The organism is Mycobacterium sp. 852002-51057_SCH5723018, assembly GCF_001667035.1.
In the GTDB taxonomy this organism is placed as follows: Bacteria; Actinomycetota; Actinomycetes; order Mycobacteriales; family Mycobacteriaceae; genus Mycobacterium.
This window is the reverse complement of the sequence record NZ_LZIR01000070.1, coordinates 281,226-303,861: the sequence shown is the minus strand read 5'-3', so window position 1 is coordinate 303,861 and position 22,636 is coordinate 281,226. Positions and strand designations below refer to the sequence as shown.

Genomic DNA, 22,636 nt, shown 5'->3' with positions numbered 1-22,636 from the left:
GCAATATTGTCGATTAATATCAACGGTTCTTTTATCCGCCAGTTTGCTGGGTCGTCGCCGGCGGTTTGTCGAAATTCGTTCGGCAACAACTTGTCTGATCCGCATCAGTTCGGCGGTGTCACAATGATGGCATGCCGTACATCGATCGGCGCGCGATGCTGTGCGCCATTGCCGCGGGCTTACTGACGGCCGTGACCCGCAGTCCGGGGGCCAGCGCATCGCCCGTCCGCTGGAGCATCCCGCTGGGGCCGGTCGCGGCACCGGCGGGCGTGCTCACCCGTGTGCCGGGGGATGGCAATCGGATCGCGCTCACCGTCGACGACGGCGCCAGCACCCCGGTGGTGGCCGCGTTCGCCCAATTCGCGCGGGACAGCGGAACCCGGCTCACCTTCTTCGTCAACGGCGCCAACCCCTCGTGGTCGGCCAATGCGCCGGCGCTTCGGCCGTTGATGGATTCCGGCCAGGTGCAGATGGCGAACCACACCTGGTCGCACCCCAACCTGAACCGCATGGCACTCAACGCGGTCGATGACCAGATCCGGCGCAACGCCGACTTCCTGAGAAACACGTACGGCGCGGACGGCACCCCCTTTTTCCGGCCGCCCTTCGGGGCCCACAACGCCGACATCGACCGGGTGGCCGCCGACCAGGGCTACACCTCGATCACCATGTGGAGCGCCGACATCGGTGACTCGACGCCCGAAAACGAAAGCAGCCTCGTCGCCCGCGCCGCGAAGTCATTCCAGCCGGGCCAGATCGTGCTCATGCACGCCAACCTTCCCACCATCACGCGGTGCTACGGGCAACTGCTGGACCTCATCGGTAGCCGCAACCTGCAGACCGTCACGCTCAAAGACACGATCTGACGAACCGCTGACTTTCGCCCGCTAGTTGCGCGGTGCCACACCCACGTTCACCATGATCCGGTCCAGGACGGCGTTGGATAAGTCGCCATCGTCGGCCACCCGGGACAGGCCGCGCCGCCGCAGAAAAGTGTCGAGGCGCCGATCGGGTGACCAGCCGGCATAGGTGGGGCCCAGGTAGCTCGAGCGTAAAAATTCGTGCGCGAGGGCGTCGACGTCAGATTCGGTCAATAACAACGGTGGGTTGCCACCCATAACCGTCATGCTCCTTTGTTCAGCCGCAACCGCCCCAGCAAAGCTACGTCAGACGACGTCATTATTCAGTCACGCGCAGATTTCGGATAGGGCCCAATGTCACCATGATGACGACCGCTATCGAAATCATTTGACAATCTTCGTATTTGACAGATGCCTAAGGTGGGCCGATCGGGCCGACGGTTCACAGGCCGCTCTGCAGCGTCGAGGAGGCCCTACACGGATTCCGGCCTGCCACCGTCCGATATCAACGGGGTCAAATACGCAGTGGCAGAGGCGAAGTTACGCCGGGCGCCGCTGCTCGTCCTCGGTGGCCCGCCGGAGGACGTCGCCGGTGCGTGTCTAGCCGATCGCCCCAAGGGTGGCCCCGCATCCTCTCGGTTTGTACAATCCTTATTGTGTAAACTCGAGCGGTTGGCGTACGCGATCGGAAAGCCGTGCATCGACGCCCTTCCCGAGGCGCCGAACCCGCACGTGGCCGATAATGAGTCGTTCTTCACCGAAGCCGAGGGAGTGTGAGCGACATTAGGTCCGCCGGGGAACCCACCGGTCGCCGCCGCGAGGTGTTGCGGTTGTTGCGGTCGTCGCCCGCCCCGATGAGCATCGTCACGATCGCCGACGCGCTCGGGGTGCATCCCAACACCGTGCGCTTTCACCTCGACAACCTGGTCGCCGACGGCCAGATCGAGCAGGTCGAGCAGGGACCCAAGGGGCCGGGCCGCCCGCCGCTGATGTTCCAGGCGGTCCGGCAGATGGATCGCGGCGGCACGCGTCACTACCGGATGCTGGCCGAGATCCTGACCGCGGCGCTGGCCGCCGAACGCAATCCGCGCGCCAAGGCGGTGGCCGCGGGCCGGGCATGGGGGCGGCAACTGGATCCCCAGTCGCGGCCGAAGCGCGCTGCGAGCGCCGAGGAGGCCGTCAATCGTCTGGTCGGGATGCTCGACGACCTCGGGTTCGCCCCCGAGCGGCGGACCGCCAAGGGCAAGCAACAGGTGGGCCTGCGACACTGCCCGTTCCTGGAGCTGGCCGAAACCCGCGGTGCCGTCGTGTGCCCCATCCACCTCGGCCTGATGCAGGGGGCCCTCGAGTCGTGGGCGGCGCCGGTTTCCGTCGATCGGCTCGACGCGTTCGTCGAACCGGATTTGTGCCTGGCCCACCTCACCCCGGTCGGAGCCGCCGGGTGAACACCGGATCGGCGATCGCCGTCGCGGTCACGTTCGTCTGGCTCGGCATGGTGCTGGCCATCTCGTTTCTCGAAGCCCCGCTGAAGTTCCGCGCGCCCAACGTGACCCTGCAGATCGGACTCGGCATCGGGCGCCTGGTGTTTCGTGCGCTCAACACCGTCGAGGTCGCCTTCGCCCTCGTCATCGTGGCGATCGTGGCTGGGGGCACTGGGCGCCCGACTCCCGCGCGAATCGCGGTGGCCTTTGCCGTCGCCATCGCCGCGCTGGCCATCCAGCTCGTCGCCGTGCGCCCCCGGCTGACCCGCCGCTCCGATCGGGTGCTCGCCGGGTCCGGCGGTCCCCGGTCGCACGCGCACTACGTCTACGTCGGCTTCGAGGTGGTCAAGGCGGTGGCCCTGCTGGTGGCGGGGATACTGCTATTGACCGTCTGAAAAAGCGCTTTCCCGACCGAAGGGGCCGACCATGGAATCCATCTCGTTGACCAGCCTCGCCTCCGAAAAGCTGGCCGAGGCGGGGCGGTCGCACAGCGGGCGCGCCGCGCACACCATCCACGGCGGTCACACCCACGAGCTGCGGCAGACCGTGCTGGCCTTGCTTACCGGCCATGACCTCTCCGAGCACGACAGCCCGGGGGAGGCGACGCTGCAGGTGCTGCAGGGACACGTGCGGCTGACCACCGGCGGCGACTCCTGGGAGGGTAAGACCGGCGACTACGTCGCGATCCCGGCCGAACGGCACGGCCTGCACGCTGTCGAGGACTCGGTGGTCATGCTGACCGTGCTGAAGAGCCAGCCCGGGGCCCACTAGCCGGATGCTATCCACAAGCTGGTCAAGGGATTTCGGGCTGCGGGTGCCGATCCTCAACGCGCCGATGGGCGGTGTGGCCGGTGGCCGGCTGGCCGCTGCGGTCACCGCCGCCGGGGGGCTTGGCATGGTCGGCATGGGCAGCGACGGCAGCAGGGAACTGCTGCGGACCCAGCTGCGGCACGTGGGCGGGAGGTTCGGCATCGGCCTGGTGGACTGGGTGATGCGTAGCCAGGCGGGGCTGCTCGAGGACGCGCTCGCGGCCGGGCCCGCCCTGTTGTCGGTCAGCTTCGGTACCGACTGGTCATGGGTCGCCAGGGCGCACGACGCCGGAATCCCCACCGTCACACAGGTTTACGACGGCGTCGGGGCCCGCCGGGCGGTCGACGCCGGCGTCGACGTCCTGGTCGCGCGCGGCGCCGGCGCCGGCGGCCACGGCGAGGTACAACTCGCGACGCTGCCGTTGCTCGACGCCGTTCTGGACGCGGTCACAGTGCCGGTCCTGGCGGGCGGCGGCATCGCCTCGCCGCGCAGCCTGGCCGCGGTGCTGGCCGCCGGCGCGAGTGGGGCGTGGGTGGGCACCCGGCTGGCGGCGTGCCCGGAGGCCCTGACCGGTGACGGCAGCCGGCGGGCGCTGATCGCCGCGCGGGCCACCGACACGGCCGTCACCCGGGCCTTCGACCTCGCCAGGGGGCGGCCCTGGCCGGCGCGATTCCCGGCGCGCGTGTTGGCCAACGACTTCGTCGCGCGCTGGACGGGCCGCGAGGAGGCGCTCGACCCGCCGGCCTGCGACGAGCTGGCCGCCGCGGCGGCCGCCGACGACCGCCGCATCGCCCCCGTCGATGCCGGCCAGGGCGTGGGGATGATCCGCGACGACGCGTCGGTGGGGGAGGTCATCGAGCAGATGTGCGGGGGCGCGGAGCGCTTGCTCGCCGGCTGGGGGCGTTAGCGCGGGCGTCCTGCGGGCTAGGGGCCTCGCCGAGATATAAACCACTGCGAGACCCATCGGCGCGTCTTCGCAACCGTTTACGTGTCGCGGACCGCGGCGGACGAACGCGGGCCGGGACCCATCAGACCGCGCGCAGGTAGCGCCGCGCGATGACGCGCTGGCTCACCCGCACCAGCGGGCCGCCCGCCTTGCTCCACCAGCTCGCGGGCCGGGAGAACGCCGACACCTCCGCGAACACCGCGGAGGTGCTCGGGTCGCGGCGGACCACGAAGCGTTCCTCGCCGGACTCCGGGTGCCCCGGCAGCGTGCCATAGGCGAACCCGCGGATGTCGGGCTCGTCGATGACGTACACCACCCGGCACGGCGCGGGCAGGAAACCCAACCGCACCACCAGCACCGCGTCGACGACGGCGACCTCCGAGCTGGCCTGCACCCGCAGGCCGGAGCCGCGTTGCATGCCCCAGTGCATGACCGCATCGGCGGCCCGCTCGAAACGTTCGTCGCCCGTGCCGATTTGACGCTCGACGTGTTGGTGGTCGTAGCCCGCGGGCAGCCTGCCGTCGGCCGTCGCGCCCACCTCGCGGTACGTCAGCGGAAGTTCCTCGAGCGCTCCTAGGTCCACCCGGCCAGCTTGCCACGCCAGGACGTGCGGCCACCTTTCCGGCGTACGGTCTACAGGTGTGACCGCGCACAAAACTGTTGCCCAAGCATCCGGAACGTTCACCCTCGGCGGCGACCTGACCGTCAACCGACTCGGTTTCGGCGCCATGCGCCTGACCGGCCAAGGGGTGTGGGGCCCGCCCGCCGACCGCGACGAATGCGTCCGTGTCTTGCGGCGGGCCGCCGAGCTCGGCGTCAACTTCATCGACACCGCTGACTCCTACGGCCCCTACGTCTCCGAGGAGATCATCCACGAGGCGCTGCACCCCTATGACGGGCTGGTGATCGCGACCAAGGCCGGGTTGCTGCGCACGGGACCGGACGTCTGGGTCCCGCTGGGCAATCCGGCCTACCTGCGGCAGGAATGCGAGATGAGCCTGCGCCGCCTCGGCGTGGAGGCCATCGACCTGTTCCAGCTGCACCGCGTCGACCGCAACTTCCCGCTGGTCGACCAGGTCGGCGAGCTGGTCAACTTGAAGAACGAGGGCAAGATCCGCCACATCGGGCTGTCGGAGGTCAACGTCGACCAGCTCAAGGAGGCCACTCAGATCGCCGAGATCGTGTCGGTGCAGAACATGTACAACCTGGCGTCGCGCGGGGCCGAGCCGCTGCTGGACGCCGCGACCAGCCAGGGCGTCGGCTTCATCCCGTGGTTCCCGCTGGCCGCCGGGCCGCTGGCGGCCCCGGACGGCCCGCTGCAGCGCATCGCCGCCGACCACGACGCGACGCCGTCGCAGCTGGCGCTGGCCTGGCTGCTCAAGCGCTCGCCGGTGATGCTGCCGATCCCAGGCACCTCCAGCGTCGCGCACCTCGAGGAGAACGTCGCCGCGGCCGAGATCACGCTGACCGACGAGGAGTTCGAGACCCTGGCGGTCGCCGGGGGTCAGCAGACGGTCTGACCACCGCGCGAAAGGCGGCCGGGGGCGCAATACGGTGTCCTGGTGGCCGGCGAACAGCAGCAGCACCCTGGCGGTGGATTCAATCCGCCCGAACCAACCACCAAGGGTGGGCCCGACTACGGCCGGTTCATCGATGCCGTGCGCAGGCTGCAGGACCACGCCCGGGCCGTCGACGCCCCCGATGAGGTGATCACCGAGGCCGCCGACCTGCTGGAAAAAGTCTCGTCGCTGCTGAGCCCTTACGACGCCGACGAATGGGAGTCACCGTCCGGGCGGCGGATGGATCTGCCCATGCGCGGCAACATCCTGACCGTCCCCATGTCGGCCCGCAAGGGGGAGGACGGCCGCATCCACGGCTGGGCGCGTTTCCCCCGGTTTCATCTGGGCCGCAACGGCGCCGTGCACGGCGGGGTGCTGGGGATGCTGTTCGACACCGTGCTCGGGTTGACGTCCGCGGTGCTCACCGGCGGCCCCTACCAGCGCACCGCGTACCTGAAGATCGATTACCGCAACATCGTGCCGATCGAGAAGGAGCTTCAGTTCGAGGCGGGCGTCGACCGGGTGGACGGGCGCAAGATCTTCGTGTCGGGGCGGTTGAGCGATGGCGACACACTGTTGACCGAGGCCGAGGCGCTGTTCGTGCGGCTCAAGCCTGGGCAGCCGTGAGGGGCACCGGCCCCGATAGCATTGCAACGATCAGTCCCGATCGATCAGCCAACCCACCTTTGGAGTAAGACCCGATGAGCGCCGCCGCACAGCCCGCCCCAGGAGACCCCATCCGGGTGCCCGCTGGGACCACCGCGGCCGCCGCGGTCGGCGAGGCGGGGTTGCCGCGGCGGGGCGCGCCGGATGCGATCGTGGTGGTCCGCGACGCCGAGGGCAAGCTGCGGGACCTGAGCTGGGTGCCCGACGCCGACGCCGACGTCATCCCGGTGGCTGCCAACACCGAAGAGGGCCGCAGCGTCATCCGCCATTCCACCGCCCACGTGTTGGCCCAGGCCGTCCAAGACCTGTTCCCGCACGCCAAATTGGGCATCGGGCCGCCCATCACTGACGGCTTCTATTACGACTTCGATGTGGACGACCCGTTCACGCCGGAGGACCTGGAGAAGCTGGAAAAGCGGATGCGCCAGATCGTCAAGGACGGACAGCTGTTCGACCGGCGCGTCTACGAATCGAAGGACCAGGCCCGCGCCGAGCTGGCCGACGAGCCCTACAAGCTCGAACTCGTCGACGACAAGTCCGGCGACCCCGACATCATGGAGGTCGGCCCCCCAGGTAGCAATGACGAGCTCACCGCCTACGACAACCTCAATCCCCGTACCCGCGAACGGGTTTGGGGTGATCTGTGCCGGGGACCGCACATCCCCACCACCAAGCACATTCCCGCGTTCAAGCTGACCAGAAGCTCGGCCGCCTACTGGCGGGGTGATCAGCGAAACGCCAGCCTGCAACGCATCTACGGCACGGCCTGGGAGTCGCAGGAGGCGCTCGATCGCCACCTCGAGCTGATCGCCGAAGCTCAGCGCCGCGACCACCGCAAGCTGGGCGCCGAGCTGGACCTGTTCAGCTTCCCCGACGAAATCGGTTCGGGTCTTGCGGTTTTCCACCCCAAGGGCGGCATCGTGCGTAGGGAGCTCGAGGACTACTCGCGGCGCAAGCACACCGAGGCAGGGTACGAGTTCGTCAACACCCCGCACATCACCAAGGCCCAGCTCTTCCACACGTCGGGGCACCTGGACTGGTACGCCGACGGCATGTTCCCGCCGATGCACATCGACGCCGAGTTCAACGAGGACGGCTCGCTGCGCAAACCGGGCCAGGACTACTACCTCAAGCCGATGAACTGCCCGATGCACTGCCTGATCTTCCGGGCGCGCGGGCGGTCGTATCGCGAACTGCCGTTGCGGCTCTTCGAGTTCGGCACGGTCTACCGCCTGGAGAAGTCGGGCGTGATCCACGGGCTGACCCGGGTACGGGGCCTGACGATGGACGACGCACACATCTTCTGCACCCGCGACCAGATGCGCGACGAGCTGCGCTCGCTGTTGCGGTTCGTGCTCGACCTGCTCGGCGACTACGGCCTCACCGACTTCTACCTCGAGCTGTCGACCAAGGACCCGGAGAAGTTCGTGGGCTCCGACCAGGTCTGGGAGGAAGCCACCAACGTGCTGGCCGAGGTGGGCGCGGAATCCGGCCTGGACCTGGTGCCCGACCCGGGCGGCGCGGCGTTCTACGGCCCCAAGATCTCGGTCCAGGTCAAAGACGCGCTGGGCCGCACCTGGCAGATGTCGACGATCCAACTGGACTTCAACTTCCCGGAACGTTTCGAGCTCGAATACACCGCCTCCGACGGCACCCGCCAGCGCCCGGTGATGATCCACCGCGCCCTGTTCGGGTCGATCGAGCGGTTCTTCGGGATCCTCACCGAGCACTACGCGGGCGCGTTCCCGGCCTGGCTGGCGCCGGTGCAGGTGGTCGGCATCCCCGTCGCCGACGAGCATGTGGCCTACCTGGAAAGCGTTGCGGCCCAGCTGAAGTCGCACGGCGTGCGGGTGGAGGTCGACACCAGCGACGACCGGATGGCCAAGAAGATCGTCCAGCACACCAACCAGAAGGTGCCCTTCATGCTGCTGGCCGGCGACCGCGACGTGGCGGCCGGGGCGGTGAGCTTTCGCTTCGGCGACCGCACCCAGATCAATGGCGTGGAACGCGACAGCGCCGTCGAGGCCATCGTGAAGTGGATCGCCGATCGCGAAAATGCCACTCCGACAGCGGAATTGGTGAAAGTGGCCAGCGGTGAGTGACCAGGAGCGTGCCGAGCACGTCGAAGACACCATCCTGGACCGGGGTGTCGGCGAGCAAGACCACCTGCAGCGGTTGTGGACGCCGTACCGGATGAACTACCTGGCCGAGGCGCCGATGAAGCGCGACCCAAACGCTTCGGGCAAGACCGAGCAGCCGTTCACCGAGATTCCGCAACTGCCCGACGAGGACGGCCTGGTGGTGGCCCGCGGCGAGCTCGTCTACGCCGTGCTCAACCTCTACCCGTACAACCCCGGGCACCTCATGGTGGTGCCCTACCGGCGAATCTCCGAGCTCGAGGACCTGACCGAGGCGGAGAGCGCGGAGCTAATGGCCTTCATCCAGAAGGCGATTCGTGTGATTAAGAACGTGTCGCGGCCGCACGGCTTCAACGTCGGGCTGAACCTGGGGACATCGGCGGGGGGATCGCTGGCCGAGCATCTACACGTGCACGTGGTGCCGCGCTGGGGCGGCGACGCGAACTTCATCACCATCATCGGCGGGTCGAAGGTGATCCCGCAGTTGCTGCGCGAGACCCGCCAGCTGCTGGCCACGGAGTGGGCCAAACAGTCATGAGTAAGGTGCCGTTCCTGTCGCGGGCGGCGTTCGCCCGGCTCACTATCCCGACCGCCAGGGCAGCGCTGCGGATCGGGTTGACACCGGACGTCGTCACCATCCTGGGCACGATCGTGGCGGTGGCGGGGGCGCTGACCCTGTTCCCGATGGGCAAGCTGTTCGCGGGTGCGTGTGTGGTCTGGTTCTTCGTGCTCTTCGACATGCTCGACGGCGCGATGGCCCGGGAACGCGGCGGCGGCACCCGATTCGGCGCGGTGCTGGACGCGACGTGCGACCGGGTCAGCGACGGCGCGGTGTTCTGCGGGTTGCTGTGGTGGATCGTCTTCGGCCTGCACGACAAGCTGCTGGCGGTGGCCACCCTGATCTGCCTGGTCACGTCGCAGGTGATCTCCTACGTCAAGGCCCGGGCGGAGGCCAGTGGGCTGCGCGGTGACGGCGGCATCATCGAACGGCCGGAGCGACTTATCATCGTGCTCGTCGGCGCCGGCGTATCGGACTTTCCGTTCGTCCCCTGGCCGCCGGCGCTGCCAGCGGCGATGTGGCTGCTGGCGGTGGCCAGCGTGGTCACCTGCGCGCAGCGGCTGCACACGGTGCGGACGTCGCCCGGCGCGACGGAGCCGATGTCGTGATCCCCACCCGGCCTGGCCTGTACGCGATCGGGGCGCCGCGGCGCCTGGCGCGCCGGCTCGTCACCGAGAACGCGACCGACTGGGGGTACGCCGCGGGCTGGATGGCAGTGCGCGCCCTACCGGAATTCGCCGCCCGCAACGCATTTGACGCCGGAGCGCGCTACGCGGCCCGCCGCGGCGGCCCTGCCCAGCTGCGCAAGAACCTGGCCCGCGTCATCGGGGTGGCGCCCGACGAGGTGCCGGACTCGCTGATGCGCGCCAGCCTGGCCTCATACGGTCGCTACTGGCGCGAGGCGTTCCGGCTGCCGACGATGAACCTGGCCGCGCTGGCCCACCAACTCGATGACTCGGTACTGGGGCAGGACAACCTCGATGCGGCGCTGGCCGCGGGCCGCGGGGCGGTGTGCGCATTGCCGCACAGCGGCAACTGGGACATGGCCGGGGTGTGGCTGGCGCAGACGCGCGGCACCTTCACCACCGTCGCCGAGCGCCTCAAACCCGAATCGCTGTACCGGCGCTTCATCGCCTACCGGGAAGGCCTCGGCTTCGAGGTCCTGCCCCTGTCCGGCGGCGAACGACCGCCCTTCGAGGTGCTGTGCGACCGGCTGCGCGCCAACCGGGTGGTGTGCCTGATGGCCGAGCGCGACCTGACCCGCAGTGGTGTCGAGGTGGACTTCTTCGGTGAGCCCACCCGGATGCCGGCCGGACCGGCCAAGCTCGCGATCGCGACCGGGGCGGCCCTGCTGCCGTCGCACTGCTGGTTCGAAGGAGAGGGGTGGGGTGTGCACATGCAGCCCGCCCTGGACTGCAGCAGCGGCGACGTCCGTGCCATCACCCAGGCGCTGGCCGACCGGTTCGCCGAGAACATCGCCGGCCGCCCCGAGGACTGGCACATGATGCAGCCGCAATGGCTGGCCGACCTGTCCACTGAAAGGCGGATCAGACTGGCCCGGCTCGAGGAACCGTGATGCGGATCGGGATGGTGTGCCCGTACTCGTTCGACGTCCCCGGCGGGGTGCAGTCGCACGTCCTGCAACTGGCCGAGGTGATGCGGGCCCGCGGGCACGAGGTCAGCGTCCTCGCGCCCGTCTCGCCGCACGCGTCGCTGCCCGACTACGTCGTCTCCGCGGGCAAGGCCGTCCCCATTCCCTACAACGGGTCGGTGGCCCGGCTGCGGTTCGGCCCGGCCACCCACCGCAAGGTCAAAAAGTGGCTCGCCGACGGCGATTTCGACGTGCTGCACCTGCACGAGCCCAACGCGCCCAGCCTCTCGATGCTGGCCCTGAACATCGCCGAGGGGCCGATCGTGGCGACGTTTCACACGTCGACCACCAAATCGCTGACCCTGACGGTGTTTCAGGGCATCCTGCGGCCGATGCACGAGAAGATCGTCGGCCGGATCGCGGTGTCCGACCTGGCCCGGCGCTGGCAGATGGAGGCGCTCGGGACCGACGCGGTGGAGATCCCCAACGGCGTCGACGTCGAATCCTTCGCCGCGGCGCCGCGGCTGGACGGCTATCCGCGGCCGGGCAAGACGGTGCTGTTCCTGGGCCGCTACGGCGAGCCCCGCAAGGGCATGTCGGTGCTGCTCGACGCGCTGCCGCGGGTGGTGCAGCACTGCGCGGACGTGCAGCTGCTCGTCGTCGGCCGCGGTGACGAGGCCGAATTGCGCGGGCAGGCACGCGAATTGGCGAAGCACATGCGTTTTCTGGGCCAGGTGGACGACGCCGGTAAGGCGTCGGCGATGCGCAGCGCCGACGTCTACTGCGCGCCCAACACCGGCGGCGAGAGTTTCGGCATCGTGCTGGTGGAGGCGATGGCCGCCGGCACCCCGGTGGTGGCCAGCGATCTGGACGCCTTCCGGCGCGTGCTGCGCGACGGCGAGTGCGGGCGGCTGGTGCCGGTCGAGGACGGCGCCGCGCTGGCCGACGCGCTGGTCGCGGTGCTCGACGACGACGCTTTGCGCGAACGCTATGTGGCGGCCGGCTCGGTGGCGGTGCACCGCTACGACTGGCCGGTGGTGGCCAGCCAGATCATGCGGGTGTACGAGACGGTCGCCGGGTCGGGAACCAAGGTGCAGGTGGCCAGCTGATGACGTGGCTGATCGTCGCCGTCCTGGTCCTGGTGGCGCTGGTCGCCCTGGCCGGCGCGTGGGCGTATCGGACGGCCAACCGGCTGGACCGGCTGCACGTCCGCTACGACCTGTCGTGGCAGGCGCTGGACGGCGCGCTGGCGCGGCGCGCGGTGGTCGCGCGCGCCGTCGCGATCGATGCCTATGGCAATTCGCCCGAGGGCCGTCGGTTGGCGGCGCTGGCCGACGCGGCCGAGAACGCGCCCCGGCGCGCGCGCGAGAACGCGGAAAACGAGCTGTCGGCCGCGCTGGCCGTGGTCGACCCGGCGTCGCTGCCGGCGGGTCTGGTCGCCGAGCTGGCCGACGCCGAGGCGCGGGTGGTGCTGGCCCGCCGGTTTCACAACGACGCCGTCCGCGACACCCTCGCACTGGCCGAGCGCCCCCTGGTGCGCGCCTTCCGGCTCGGCGGGACCGCCGCGCTGCCAAGCTATTTCGAGATCGTCGAGCGGCCGCACGCGCTGGCGCACGGCGGCTTGAGCGGTCCGGGCGTGCCCCGCCATCGCACCTCGGCGCGGGTGGTGCTGCTCGACGAAACCGGCGCGGTGCTCTTGTTGTGCGGCTCGGATCCGGCGATCACCGGCGGTGACGCGCCACGCTGGTGGATCACCGTGGGCGGCGAGGTGCGGCAAGGCGAGCGGTTGGCGGTGGCCGCCGCGCGGGAGCTCGCCGAAGAAACCGGCCTGCGCGTCGACCCGGCCGACTTCGTCGGGCCCATCTGGCGGCGCGACGAGGTCTTCGAGTTCAACGGCTCGCTCGTCGACAGCGAGGAGTTCTACCTGGTTCACCGCATCCGCCGGTTCGAGCCGTCCGTCGCGGGACGGACGGAGTTGGAGCGCCGCTACATCCACGGCGCCCGCTGGTGTGACGCCAACGACATCGCCGCGCTGACCGCGGCCGGCGAGCAGGTGTACCCGCTGCAGCTGGGTGAGCTGTTGCCCGTGGCCGACCGGCTGGCCGACGGCGCCCCCAGCCAAGGCGCGCCTCAGCCGATCCGCTGAGCGAACGGCGGCAACCCCACATCGGCCAGTGCGGCGTCGATACCCTGCACGGCCCCCTGCTGCAGCTCGGCGGCGAGCACGGCCGGATCGACGTGAGGAAACAGGCCGAACGGCGTGGGCAGGTCCTGGTAGGCGGCGCGGTCGTAGCCGAGCTCGACGAGCACCCGTAGGTCGGGTTGCGCCAGGTCGGCCAGCGGGTTTCCCACCAAGGGGATGGCGCGCAGCGGTTGCAGCAGCGGCAGGTTCTGGCTGGGAATGAGCCGGTAGCTGGTCAGGGTGTCCGACGGTGACACCGGCTGCACCACCCCGGACGCGATCTGGGTGGGTGTCAGCAAGTCATACGAGGGGTGCACGAAGAAGAAGCCGGCGAGGGCGTTGGCGTCGGCGAGGAGGTCGATCGGGAACTGCGGAAAGTCGGCCACACCGTCGTATTGGACGGCGTAATCGATGGTGGGGTAGGCGTTGGTCGGGGTCGCGCCGTAACTCGTGAAACCCAGCCAAGGTATGGACAAACCGGGAAAACGCGCGAAGAAGCCGCCGTCGGGCCGGTCGGGATTGCCGATCAGCACAAAGGACAGCTCGTCGGGTCCCGGACGCACGTCGGCCGGGAGCGATTGCAGGTAGCGCATTTCCAGGGTGGCCACCACCGCGCTTTGCGAGACGCCGAACACGATGGTGTGGTTTCCCGCGGCCAGCTGCGCCGTGATCGCGCTGTTCAGGTTCTTCATCCCGTCGGCCACGGACGTGTCAAAGGTCAGGCTGGTCGGCCCGGTGAAGGGAAAAAGCTTCTCGGGCGTCACCAGGAACTGCGGGAGGTAGCTGGGATGGGTCGGAGTGATGAACTGCTCGGCGGTGCCCACGAAGTCGGGCCGGGGCAGCGGGCTGAACCCGGTGCCGCCCATGAGCAACGCCGTCACGCCCGGTCCGCCGGAACCGACCGGGTTTTCGCCGATGGACAGGACGCCCACGTTGCCGCTACCGGGGAGCCCGACGCCGATGATTCCGTCACCGGTGTTGCCGATGCCGAAGTTCGCGTTGCCGATGTTGCCGAAGCCGAAGTTTCCGTTGCCGAGGTTCGCGAAGCCGATGTTTCCGTTGCCGATGTTTCCGCTGCCGACGTTGTCGACCCCGACGTTTCCGGCGCCCACATTGAAGGTCCCGGTCGTCAGGTCCACGCTGAATCCCGGTAGCTGGATCTTCAAGTCCTGCCACAGCGCGAGCTGCGCGGTCGCCGCCGCGGCGCCGGCGTAGTAGCCAGACAACGCGGCCACGTCCTGGGCCCACATCCGCTCGTATTCGGCTTCGGCAGCCGCGATCGCCGGGGCGTTCTGGCCGAGCAGGTTGGATCCGACCAGCGACATGATCTGAATCCTGTTGGCGTCCACCACAATCGGGCGCACCGTGGTCGCCAGCGCAGCTTCGAAGGCGCTCGTCGCCAGCCGGGCCTGGGCCGCCGCCTGGGGGTCCTGGGCCGCCGCCGCGCTCAACCACGCCACATACGGGCCGGTTCTGAGCATCATCGCCAGCGCCGCCGGGCCAAGCCACGCCTCGCCGGCCACCTCGCCGACCACGCCCGCGAATGAGGCGGCCGCGGCGTCCAACTCCTCGGCCAGCCCCTCCCAGGCCGCCGCCGCTGCCAGCATCGGGCCGCGGCCCGCACCGGCGAACATGCGCGCCGAATTCGTTTCCGGTGGCAACACGGCGAATTTCATCGCAAGGTTTCTTCGATCCACCAGGATCTTAGGCCGGAAAACCGGCTTGTTGGACACCACTAGACTGGTGGCCGAATTACCGGGTGGAGGAGAGTAGTGGACAGCGCCGGACAGTCGAGCCAGGCAGTGACGGGAACCGCGCGGGTAAAGCGCGGAATGGCCGAGATGCTCAAGGGTGGCGTCATCATGGACGTCGTCACCCCCGAGCAGGCCCCCATCGCCGAGGGCGCCGGCGCCGTCGCGGTGATGGCGCTGGAACGGGTGCCGGCCGACATCCGCGCCCAGGGCGGGGTGTCGCGGATGAGCGACCCCGACATGATCGAGGCCATCATCGCCGCGGTGACCATCCCGGTGATGGCCAAGGCCCGCATCGGGCACTTCGTCGAGGCGCAGATCCTGCAGAGCCTGGGCGTGGACTACGTCGACGAGTCCGAGGTGCTCACTCCCGCCGACTACACCCACCACATCGACAAGTGGAAGTTCACCGTGCCGTTCGTGTGCGGGGCGACCAACCTGGGCGAGGCGCTGCGGCGCATCAGCGAGGGCGCGGCCATGATCCGCTCCAAGGGCGAGGCCGGCACCGGCGACGTCTCCAACGCCACCACGCACATGCGGGCCATCGGCGGCGAGATCCGCCGGCTGACGTCGCTGTCCGAGGACGAATTGTACGTTGCCGCAAAGGAATTGCAGGCGCCCTACGAGCTCGTCGTGGAAGTGGCCCGCGCCGGCAAGCTGCCGGTCACGCTGTTCACCGCCGGCGGCATCGCCACCCCCGCCGACGCGGCGATGATGATGCAGCTCGGCGCCGAGGGCGTCTTCGTGGGCTCGGGCATCTTCAAGTCCGGCGCCCCCGAGCACCGCGCCGCCGCGATCGTCAAGGCCACCACGTTCTACGACGACCCCGATGTGCTGGCCAAGGTGTCGCGCGGCCTGGGCGAGCCGATGGTCGGCATCAACGTCGAGCAGATCGCGCAGCCCCATCGGCTGGCCGAACGCGGCTGGTAGAAATTGCGATGGGCGCTCGCGCGAAGAGCAGACAGTCATAGCGTGGCGATCGAAGAGATCCTTGATCTCGAGCAACTCGAGGTCAACATCTACCGCGGGAGCGTGTTCAGCCCGGAATCGGGGTTTCTGCAGCGCACCTTCGGCGGGCATGTCGCCGGCCAGTCGCTGGTGTCGGCCGTGCGCACCGTCGACCCGCGCTACCAGGTGCACTCGCTGCACGGCTACTTCCTGCGACCCGGCGACGCCAACGAGCGCACCGTCTTCATCGTCGAGCGCACCCGCGACGGCGGCTCGTTTGCCACGCGGCGCGTCAACGCCATCCAGCACGGGGAGATCATCTTCAGCATGGGGGCCTCCTTCCAGACCGACCAAGAAGGCATCCACCACCAGGACGTCATGCCCGCCGCGCCGCCACCCGACGGGCTGCCGGGCCTGAACTCGATCAAGGTGTTCGACGACGCGGGGTTCAAGCAGTTCGAGGAGTGGGACGTCTGCATCGTGCCGCGCGAGAAACTGCAGCTACTGCCCGGCAAGGCCTCCCAGCAGCAGGTGTGGTTTCGCCACCGCGATCCGCTGCCCGACGACCCGGTGCTGCACATCTGCGCGCTGGCCTACATGAGCGACCTCACCCTGCTCGGGTCGGCGCAGGTCACCCACCTCGACGTGCGTCAGCATCTGCAGGTGGCGTCGCTGGACCACGCGATGTGGTTCATGCGGGCCTTCCGGGCCGACGAGTGGCTGCTCTACGACCAGTCGTCGCCGTCGGCCAGCGGCGGTCGCTCGCTTTGTCAGGGCAAGATCTTCACCCAGTCCGGCGAGATGGTCGCGGCCGTCATGCAGGAGGGCCTGACCCGCTTCAAACGCGATTTTCGGGTCCCCGAACAGTGAGTGCGCCGCGGATCGGCGTCCTGGCGCTGCAAGGCGACACCCGCGAGCACCTGGCCGCGCTGCGCGAGGCCGGGGCCGAGTCGATGCCGGTTCGCCGCCGCGGCGAGCTGGAGGCGGTGGACGGGCTGGTCCTTCCCGGCGGCGAGTCCACCACCATGAGCCACCTGCTGCTCGACTTCGAGCTGCTCGAGCCGTTGCGGGGGCGGCTGGCCGAGGGGCTGCCGGCCTACGGCGCGTGCGCCGGCATGATCCTGCTGGCCAGCGAGATCCTCGACGCCGGCGCGCGCGGGCGCCAGGCGCTGCCCCTGCGTGCGATCGATATGACCGTGCGGCGCAACGCTTTTGGGCGCCAGGTCGATTCGTTTGAGGGTGACATTCCGTTCCTGGGTCTGGACGGGCCGGTGCGCGCGGTGTTCATCCGGGCGCCGTGGGTGGAGCGGGCCGGGGACGGCGTGCGGGTGCTGGCCCGCGCGGCGGGGCACATCGTGGCGGTGCGTCAGGGCCCGGTGCTGGCGACGGCGTTTCACCCCGAGATGACCGGCGACCGCCGCATCCACCACATGTTCGTGGACATGGTCAACGGGGCCGGCTAACCGCCGAGCGTGGGGCCCACACTGGGCGGCCACGTAGACTCGTCTGGCGAACTTTCAGGCAACAGAAGAGGTACTACACACCGATGAGCGGCCATTCCAAGTGGGCCACCACCAAGCACAAGAAGGCCGTCATCGACGCGCGCCGCGGCAAGATGTTCGCCCGGTTGATCAAGAACATCGAGGTCGCGGCCCGCGTCGGCGGCGGTGACCCCGCGGGCAACCCCACCCTCTACGACGCCATCCAGAAGGCCAAGAAGAGCTCGGTGCCCAACGACAACATCGAAAAGGCGCGCAAGCGCGGCGCCGGCGAGGAGGCCGGGGGCGCCGACTGGCAAACCATCACCTACGAGGGCTACGCGCCCAACGGGGTGGCGGTGCTGGTCGAGTGCCTGACCGACAACCGCAACCGCGCCGCCAGCGAGGTGCGGGTGGCGATGACCCGCAACGGCGGCACCATGGCCGACCCCGGGTCGGTGGCCTACCTGTTCAGCCGCAAGGGCGTGATCACCCTGGAAAAGAACGGCCTCACCGAGGACGACGTGCTGGCCGCCGTGCTCGACGCCGGCGCCGAGGACGTCAGCGACCTCGGCGACAGCTTCGAGGTCATCACCGAGCCGACCGACCTGGTCGCGGTGCGGACCGCGTTGCAGGACGCCGGCATCGACTACGACTCCGCCGATGCGGGATTCCAGCCGTCGGTGACGGTCCCGCTCGACGCCGACGGTGCCGCGAAGGTCATGAAACTCGTTGACGCCCTTGAGGACAGCGACGACGTCCAGGACGTCTACACCAACGCCGACATCCCCGACGAGATCCTGGCTCAGATCGAGGAGTGAGCGGCCAACTCGTCGATCGTCGTTCCACCGATGAGACTGTCGAGTGCCGCAGTCATGTTGGGGCACTGCCGTGCCGGGTGATCGGCGGGGCACCGCAGCGCGTGCGTCAGAAACGACTGGGCTTGCTGCGCCTGCTCGATGACGCGGCCCAACGCGGCGATCTGCTCCGCCACAATCGGGCGCCATGTCCGCGCGGGGTTGTCGAGCACGGCGGCGGCGGTCTGCAGCGGTAAGCCCAAGTGTTGGGCGATCTTGATGAAGGCCAGCCGGCGCAGCTCGTCCGGTCCGTACATGCGCCGGCCGCGCCGCCGCACCGGCGACACCAACCCGCGCTCGTCGTAGTACCGCAGCGCCGAGGTGCTCAGCCCAAGTTGGGCCGCCGCCTGCCCGATCGGGATCAGCGTCATGCCGCCATTTGACTTCAACCCAGCTTGAGGCTGCAAGGTATAAAGCGATGACCGATTCGCCCATCGTCAACCATCACGCCGACCACGCGGGTTTTTCCGGCCCGTTCGGTCTGCTGACCGCCCTCGCCATGCTCGTGATGGGGCGGCGTTACGCGGCCCTCGCCGTCGACCTGGTCTCGGTGACGGACGCCGACCGCGTCGTCGACATCGGTTGTGGCCCAGGCAATGCGGTGCGGGCCGCCGCTCGGCGCGGCGCGCGGGCCGTCGGTGTGGATCCGGCTCCGATGATGCTGCGCCTCGCCCGCGCCGCAACGCGTGATGCAAACGTCAGCTGGTCGCAGGGCGGCGCCGAAGCGCTGCCGGTCTCGGACGGTTGGGCGACCGTCGTGTGGTCGCTGAGGACGGTGCACCACTGGAAGGATGTCCCGGCCGGGCTGGCCGAGCTACGCCGTGTGCTGGCCCCGTCGGGACGGCTGCTGGTCATGGAGCGCCGGGTGCAGCCCGGGGCCACGGGGCTGGCGAGCCACGGTTGGACCGAACCGCAGGCCGAGTCCTTCGCGGCGCAGTGCCGCTCAGCGGGCTTCGACGCCGTGAGCATTGACCAGCGCCCGGACGGCCGGCGCGCCGTGTGGGTGGTGCGGGCCAACCAAGCCGGCTACTCGTAACCGTGCCGCATGTCGTCGACGACGCGCGGATTGTCCAGCGTCGACGGCTCGAGGGCCCGCGGCCCGATGTCCCCGGCGAACACGGTGGCGGCGTCCAGCACCCGCTGGTTGAGGAAGCGCAGCGGCGGCGCGTCGGGCGGCACCTTCGGCGTCGGCGGGCCGTCCCCGCCGCGGGCCAGCGCGAAACCCCAGTCGCCGAAGGTGGGCACGTGCACGTGATAGGGCGTGACCGCGTAGCCGGCGGCCCGGATCGTCGACACCGTGCGCCAGAATGCCGTCGGGGTGGAAAACGGGCTGCCCGCCTGCACCACCAGGAGACCACCGGGGGCCAGCGCGTGGCCGACGAGCGCGTAGAACTCGATGGAATACAGCCGGCCCAGCACGGGTGTATCGGGGTCGGGCAGGTCGACGATGACGGCATCGAAAAGCCCCGGACCGCCAGAGTGGCCGCGCAGCCACGCCAGCGCGTCGTCGACCACCACATTGACCCGCGGGTTGTCCAGCGCGCCGGCGTTGGCGTCGCGCAGCGTGGTACGCGCCAGCTCGATCACCGCGGGGTCCAGCTCGACCTGCACGATCCGCCCGATGCCGGGCTGGCGCAGCAGCTCGCGGGCGGCCAGGCCGTCGCCGCCGCCGAGCACCAGCACCGAGCGCGCCCCCGCACCCAGCGCGGGGTAGACCAGGCTTTCGGTGTAGCGGTATTCGTCGCGGGTGGAGAACTGCAGGCCGCCATCGAGGTAGAGGCGGGTGTCGTTGCCGCGGCGGGTCACCACGATCTCCTGATAGGGCGTGTGCCGGTAGGCGATGATCGGGTCGGCGTAAAGCCTTTGCCTGCTTGTGGTTTCGATGTCGGCCGACCGCACCAGCAGGGTGGCGAGCAGCGCGAACGCGGCGGCCAGCGCGCACAGCGCGGTCACCAGCTGCCGGGTGGAAACGACGCGGCGCAGCAAAAAGAGCGCCACGACGGCCGCGGCGGCCAGGTTGATCATGCCGGTGGCCGCGGCGCCGCGGATCATGCCCAGCTGCGGCAGCAGCAGGAAGGGCCAGACCAGCCCGCCCAGCAGCGCGCCGAGGTAATCGGCGGCGTTGAGGTTGGCCAGCGTGCGGCCGGCGTCGGCGGCACCCGACATCCGACCCCGTTGCAGCAGCGTCATCAACAGCGGCACCTCGGCACCGACCAGGCCGCCGATCAGCGCCGTGCTCACCGCCAGCACCCACGTCGACCCGTCGACGAAGGCGAACACCACATACAGCGCCGCCGCCGACAGGCCGCCGACGATGCCCAGCAGCGCCTCGATGGCGATGAAGGCGATCGCCGCGTGCGCCAGCAGCGGCTTGGCCAGCAGCGCACCGGCGCCCAGCGCGGCGATGTAGCCCGCGACGATCAGCGAGGTGGCGACAATCCCGCCGCCGTTGAGGCTGGCCGACAGCGTCAGCAGCGCGAGCTCGTAGACGATGCCGCAGGCCGCGCACGCCGCCACGGCGGCCAGCAGCACGGCGCGCCACCGCGCCGAAGGCTCCGTGGGCCGGACTGTCCGCGGCGCCGGCAGATCGACCGACGTCATGACACCGCGGCGGCGGTAACCCCTCCGACGGCGAGCAGTATCAGCGCCACCGCGAACGATCCCGGGTGCAGCTCCGGCTCGTCGACGTGCTCGTGGAAACTGCCCGGTATCAGCAGGTGCATCGCCAGCAGCGCTATTGCCAGCAGGATCACGCCGATCAACCCGTACACCGCCACCCCGAGCAGCCCCTGCCCGAGCTGGCTGTAGCTGTTGGCGATGGCGCTGATGATGACGGTGGTCAGCGCGACATACATGGCGCCCGCAACGACGACGGCGTTGGGGCGGCGATCGATGAACACCAGCTGGCGCAGCTTGCCCGGGGTCAGCCAGTCGACCATGTAGAACCCGATGAGAAGCACGGCCATGCCGACCCCGAAGTACAGGATCGTCGCGACCGCGCCCCTGAGGACGGGATTGACGTCGACGTTTCCGATCTCGACGGCGAGGTACATGGTTGTCTCCTTCGTGTTCACCGTTATTTGGTTCCACCCGGTCCGCCGGGGCTACCTCCGGCGCCGCCCGACGGTGATCCGGGGCTGAACCCGGGACCGAGGAAGATGAACGCGCCGTGGCTGTATCCGCCGCCCAGGCCTTCGACGCGGACGCTGCACGGATAACTGCCGTCTGGCCCGACGACCACGATGTTGTTGGGATAGCGCAGGTATTGGCTGTTGCCGTTGGCGGCGCGCGCCTCGGGGGGCTGATAGTCGGCGAGCGTGTCGGCCACCTGTGCCGGAGATCCGGTGCAGGCGTAGCGGGTTCCGTTCGCGTCGCGGGAGTACTCCCGATAGTGGCCGGCGATGTAGGACGCAATGTTCTTGTTCTGCAACGTGATTCCGAAGATCAGGGACACGACGGCGCCGACGGCCAGCGCGCCCGACACCAGAAACAGGCGGTTGCGGCTCATGGGCGCCACCGGCTCGACGTGTGCACCACCGTGCCGCCCGACCCTGACGGGCCGCGCGGGTATAGGTGCCAGGTCTGCCACCGCCAGCCGGGGCCGTCGGGTTCGGCGGCCAGCGCGGTCAGCGCGGCGTCGTCGCCGGGAAACGTCCCGCCGAGCCAGCCCGGTTCGCCGGCGCACCGGTCGCGCAGCTCGCGCGCCAGCCGGCGGAAGCTGGCCTCGTCGCGGGCTTCGGTGCGCGATTCGAGGCGGTACCCGGGCGCGTCGGTGCGCTCCGGCAGGTCACGCCCGAGGTTGCGGGCGGCGCACGACACCTGCTCGGAGAACCGGACGTTCGGGTGCTCGACCGCGACCACGTGCGAGGCGCCGAGCACCCCGAGCCGCAGCGCACCGCCGCGCGGGTGCCGCAGTAACCAACTGGCCAGTGGCGGCGGCGCGGGCGCGTTGAGCGCGAGCCGCAGCCTTTCGCCGGATACGTCCGCCGGGGTCACGGCGAGGTGATGAAGCGGCACCGGCGCGAACCTAGGGCGCCGACGGCGGTGGCGCTGGATAGATGGTGAGCTCGCCGGGCAGCACGGACTTGCCCGTCGATATCTCCCAGGGCGTGTCCGGGGCCCAGCGCTCGAAGGACAGCAGCGCGCCCTCGTCGGCGTTGGTGCAGTCCAGGAATTCCATCTCGCCGCCCGCCGGCAGGCCGGTGGTGCCTTCTGTGGTGTAGGAGGCGCGCCCGCGTTCGGCCTCGTGGAACGAAACGCCGTCGACCACGTACTGGTCGCCGGGCTGCAGCGTGAGGTCCTTGCGGGCGACCCACATGGCCAGCTCGAGGCGGCCGTCGTCCTCTTCGACGCTCAACCACAGCGGCTGGTCGCCGCCCTCCAGCAGGTGTTCCCACCACACGAACGGGCCCTCGCGGAACGTCACCGATCCGCGCACCACGTAGTCCACGCCGCCGTAGCTGACGATGGCGCCGGGGCCGAGCTGACGGGGTCCGAACTGCGGCATCGCGTTGAACGAGAGGGGGTCCTGCCGCCCGCGCGGCTGCTCGCCCTTTTTGGGCCGCCGCAAAGCGATGACCAGCACCACGATGGAGCCAATGAAGAGCACCGCCGCGAGCACGAACAGCAGTGTTCCCACGCGAACCCTTCCGTTGCCGCAGTGCCCGAGCGAACGTGGGCATTAAGTTAACAGCTTTCGACGAGGCGGGCGCCCTAACGCGCACGCGGGCCACCCGGCCAGCCGCGTGTCCTGCCGCGTCCCGTCGGCCGCGGCGGTTACGCTCTCGAACAGCTGTTCGTACTAAGGAGC

At 69.6% G+C, this 22,636-nt stretch carries 27 protein-coding genes; 18 read left to right on the top strand and 9 right to left on the bottom strand.

Annotated features, from left to right (window positions below; genetic code table 11):
* The first annotated feature begins 131 nt into the window (after positions 1-131).
* On the top strand, positions 132-866 hold the full coding sequence (locus A5764_RS14510) for a polysaccharide deacetylase family protein (protein ID WP_082951694.1): 735 nt from the start codon (positions 132-134) through the stop codon (positions 864-866).
* Positions 867-887: 21 nt separating this feature from the next.
* Here the strand turns inward: A5764_RS14510 and A5764_RS14505 are convergent, their stop codons facing one another.
* The gene (locus A5764_RS14505) at positions 888-1,094 is read right to left on the bottom strand and encodes a hypothetical protein (RefSeq protein WP_197501434.1); all 207 of its coding nucleotides are present in this window, start codon (positions 1,092-1,094) and stop codon (positions 888-890) included.
* A 539-nt stretch (positions 1,095-1,633) separates the two neighbouring features.
* Between A5764_RS14505 and A5764_RS14500 the strand changes: the two genes are divergently transcribed.
* Genes A5764_RS14500 through A5764_RS14485 form a run of 4 tightly spaced genes read left to right on the top strand, consistent with a single transcriptional unit; the run spans position 1,634 to position 4,058 of the window.
* Positions 1,634-2,305 carry a metalloregulator ArsR/SmtB family transcription factor gene (locus A5764_RS14500; RefSeq protein ID WP_067114176.1) on the top strand — a complete coding sequence of 224 codons (672 nt, stop codon included), beginning with the start codon at positions 1,634-1,636 and terminating at the stop codon, positions 2,303-2,305.
* Positions 2,302-2,736 carry a hypothetical protein gene (locus A5764_RS14495; RefSeq protein ID WP_067114175.1) on the top strand — a complete coding sequence of 145 codons (435 nt, stop codon included), beginning with the start codon at positions 2,302-2,304 and terminating at the stop codon, positions 2,734-2,736. The genes A5764_RS14500 and A5764_RS14495 overlap by 4 nt, the downstream gene beginning before the upstream one ends.
* Before the next feature lie 31 nt (positions 2,737-2,767).
* The gene (locus A5764_RS14490) at positions 2,768-3,112 is read left to right on the top strand and encodes a cupin domain-containing protein (RefSeq protein WP_067114174.1); all 345 of its coding nucleotides are present in this window, start codon (positions 2,768-2,770) and stop codon (positions 3,110-3,112) included.
* Between the two features lie 4 nt (positions 3,113-3,116).
* The gene (locus tag A5764_RS14485; RefSeq protein ID WP_067114173.1) at positions 3,117-4,058 is read left to right on the top strand and encodes a nitronate monooxygenase family protein; all 942 of its coding nucleotides are present in this window, start codon (positions 3,117-3,119) and stop codon (positions 4,056-4,058) included.
* Positions 4,059-4,179: 121 nt separating this feature from the next.
* Here the strand turns inward: A5764_RS14485 and A5764_RS14480 are convergent, their stop codons facing one another.
* Positions 4,180-4,680, bottom strand: coding sequence for a DUF1990 family protein (locus A5764_RS14480; protein WP_067114172.1), 501 nt, complete (start codon positions 4,678-4,680; stop codon positions 4,180-4,182).
* 58 nt (positions 4,681-4,738) lie between these two features.
* On the opposite strand from A5764_RS14480, the gene A5764_RS14475 reads away from it, so the two are divergent.
* From A5764_RS14475 to A5764_RS14440, 8 genes are all read left to right on the top strand, one after another.
* Positions 4,739-5,617, top strand: coding sequence for an aldo/keto reductase (locus A5764_RS14475; RefSeq protein WP_067114171.1), 879 nt, complete (start codon positions 4,739-4,741; stop codon positions 5,615-5,617).
* A 39-nt stretch (positions 5,618-5,656) separates the two neighbouring features.
* A complete protein-coding gene (locus tag A5764_RS14470; protein WP_067114170.1) occupies positions 5,657-6,283 on the top strand; it encodes a PaaI family thioesterase in 627 nt (208 codons plus the stop codon).
* Between the two features lie 74 nt (positions 6,284-6,357).
* Positions 6,358-8,424, top strand: a complete 2,067-nt coding sequence (gene thrS / locus A5764_RS14465; RefSeq protein ID WP_067114169.1) for a threonine--tRNA ligase — start codon at positions 6,358-6,360, stop codon at positions 8,422-8,424.
* Positions 8,417-8,998 carry an HIT domain-containing protein gene (locus tag A5764_RS14460; RefSeq protein WP_067114168.1) on the top strand — a complete coding sequence of 194 codons (582 nt, stop codon included), beginning with the start codon at positions 8,417-8,419 and terminating at the stop codon, positions 8,996-8,998. The genes thrS and A5764_RS14460 overlap by 8 nt, the downstream gene beginning before the upstream one ends.
* Positions 8,995-9,627 (top strand): phosphatidylinositol phosphate synthase, encoded by a 633-nt coding sequence (gene pgsA, locus A5764_RS14455; protein ID WP_067114167.1) that lies wholly within the window; start codon positions 8,995-8,997, stop codon positions 9,625-9,627. The genes A5764_RS14460 and pgsA overlap by 4 nt, the downstream gene beginning before the upstream one ends.
* 17 nt (positions 9,628-9,644) lie before the next feature.
* On the top strand, positions 9,645-10,595 hold the full coding sequence (locus tag A5764_RS14450; protein ID WP_197501431.1) for a phosphatidylinositol mannoside acyltransferase: 951 nt from the start codon (positions 9,645-9,647) through the stop codon (positions 10,593-10,595).
* Positions 10,595-11,719 carry a glycosyltransferase family 4 protein gene (locus tag A5764_RS14445; protein ID WP_067114249.1) on the top strand — a complete coding sequence of 375 codons (1,125 nt, stop codon included), beginning with the start codon at positions 10,595-10,597 and terminating at the stop codon, positions 11,717-11,719. The genes A5764_RS14450 and A5764_RS14445 overlap by 1 nt, the downstream gene beginning before the upstream one ends.
* Positions 11,719-12,756, top strand: coding sequence for an NUDIX domain-containing protein (locus A5764_RS14440; protein WP_067114165.1), 1,038 nt, complete (start codon positions 11,719-11,721; stop codon positions 12,754-12,756). Before A5764_RS14445 ends, A5764_RS14440 begins: the two co-directional genes overlap by 1 nt.
* Here the strand turns inward: A5764_RS14440 and A5764_RS14435 are convergent.
* Positions 12,741-14,468 (bottom strand): PE-PPE domain-containing protein, encoded by a 1,728-nt coding sequence (locus tag A5764_RS14435; protein ID WP_067114164.1) that lies wholly within the window; start codon positions 14,466-14,468, stop codon positions 12,741-12,743. The genes A5764_RS14440 and A5764_RS14435 overlap by 16 nt on opposite strands.
* A gap of 96 nt (positions 14,469-14,564) precedes the next feature.
* Here A5764_RS14435 and pdxS point away from each other — a divergent pair, with 96 nt between their 5' ends.
* From pdxS to A5764_RS14415, 4 genes are all read left to right on the top strand, one after another.
* On the top strand, positions 14,565-15,473 hold the full coding sequence (gene pdxS, locus A5764_RS14430) for a pyridoxal 5'-phosphate synthase lyase subunit PdxS (protein WP_067114163.1): 909 nt from the start codon (positions 14,565-14,567) through the stop codon (positions 15,471-15,473).
* A gap of 42 nt (positions 15,474-15,515) precedes the next feature.
* The gene (tesB, locus tag A5764_RS14425) at positions 15,516-16,361 is read left to right on the top strand and encodes an acyl-CoA thioesterase II (RefSeq protein ID WP_067114162.1); all 846 of its coding nucleotides are present in this window, start codon (positions 15,516-15,518) and stop codon (positions 16,359-16,361) included.
* A complete protein-coding gene (gene pdxT / locus A5764_RS14420) occupies positions 16,358-16,954 on the top strand; it encodes a pyridoxal 5'-phosphate synthase glutaminase subunit PdxT (RefSeq protein ID WP_067114161.1) in 597 nt (198 codons plus the stop codon). The genes tesB and pdxT overlap by 4 nt, the downstream gene beginning before the upstream one ends.
* 83 nt (positions 16,955-17,037) lie before the next feature.
* Positions 17,038-17,790: a YebC/PmpR family DNA-binding transcriptional regulator gene (locus A5764_RS14415; protein ID WP_067114160.1), complete on the top strand. Its 753-nt coding sequence runs from the start codon at positions 17,038-17,040 to the stop codon at positions 17,788-17,790.
* Here A5764_RS14415 and A5764_RS14410 read toward each other — a convergent pair.
* Positions 17,775-18,197 (bottom strand): MerR family transcriptional regulator, encoded by a 423-nt coding sequence (locus A5764_RS14410; RefSeq protein WP_067114159.1) that lies wholly within the window; start codon positions 18,195-18,197, stop codon positions 17,775-17,777. The genes A5764_RS14415 and A5764_RS14410 overlap by 16 nt on opposite strands.
* A 47-nt stretch (positions 18,198-18,244) precedes the next feature.
* On the opposite strand from A5764_RS14410, the gene A5764_RS14405 reads away from it, so the two are divergent.
* On the top strand, positions 18,245-18,862 hold the full coding sequence (locus A5764_RS14405) for a class I SAM-dependent methyltransferase (protein ID WP_067114158.1): 618 nt from the start codon (positions 18,245-18,247) through the stop codon (positions 18,860-18,862).
* Here the strand turns inward: A5764_RS14405 and A5764_RS14400 are convergent.
* From A5764_RS14400 to A5764_RS14380, 5 genes are read right to left on the bottom strand one after another with little or no spacing between them, the layout of a single operon-like run.
* Positions 18,853-20,427 (bottom strand): polyamine aminopropyltransferase, encoded by a 1,575-nt coding sequence (locus A5764_RS14400; RefSeq protein WP_067114157.1) that lies wholly within the window; start codon positions 20,425-20,427, stop codon positions 18,853-18,855. The genes A5764_RS14405 and A5764_RS14400 overlap by 10 nt on opposite strands.
* On the bottom strand, positions 20,424-20,879 hold the full coding sequence (locus tag A5764_RS14395) for a DUF350 domain-containing protein (RefSeq protein WP_067114248.1): 456 nt from the start codon (positions 20,877-20,879) through the stop codon (positions 20,424-20,426). The genes A5764_RS14400 and A5764_RS14395 overlap by 4 nt, the downstream gene beginning before the upstream one ends.
* A 23-nt stretch (positions 20,880-20,902) precedes the next feature.
* Positions 20,903-21,334 (bottom strand): DUF4247 domain-containing protein, encoded by a 432-nt coding sequence (locus tag A5764_RS14390; RefSeq protein ID WP_067114247.1) that lies wholly within the window; start codon positions 21,332-21,334, stop codon positions 20,903-20,905.
* Positions 21,331-21,843, bottom strand: a complete 513-nt coding sequence (locus tag A5764_RS14385; RefSeq protein WP_067114156.1) for a DUF2617 family protein — start codon at positions 21,841-21,843, stop codon at positions 21,331-21,333. Before A5764_RS14385 ends, A5764_RS14390 begins: the two co-directional genes overlap by 4 nt.
* Before the next feature lie 10 nt (positions 21,844-21,853).
* On the bottom strand, positions 21,854-22,465 hold the full coding sequence (locus A5764_RS14380) for a DUF4178 domain-containing protein (RefSeq protein ID WP_067114155.1): 612 nt from the start codon (positions 22,463-22,465) through the stop codon (positions 21,854-21,856).
* Positions 22,466-22,636: the final 171 nt, after the last annotated feature.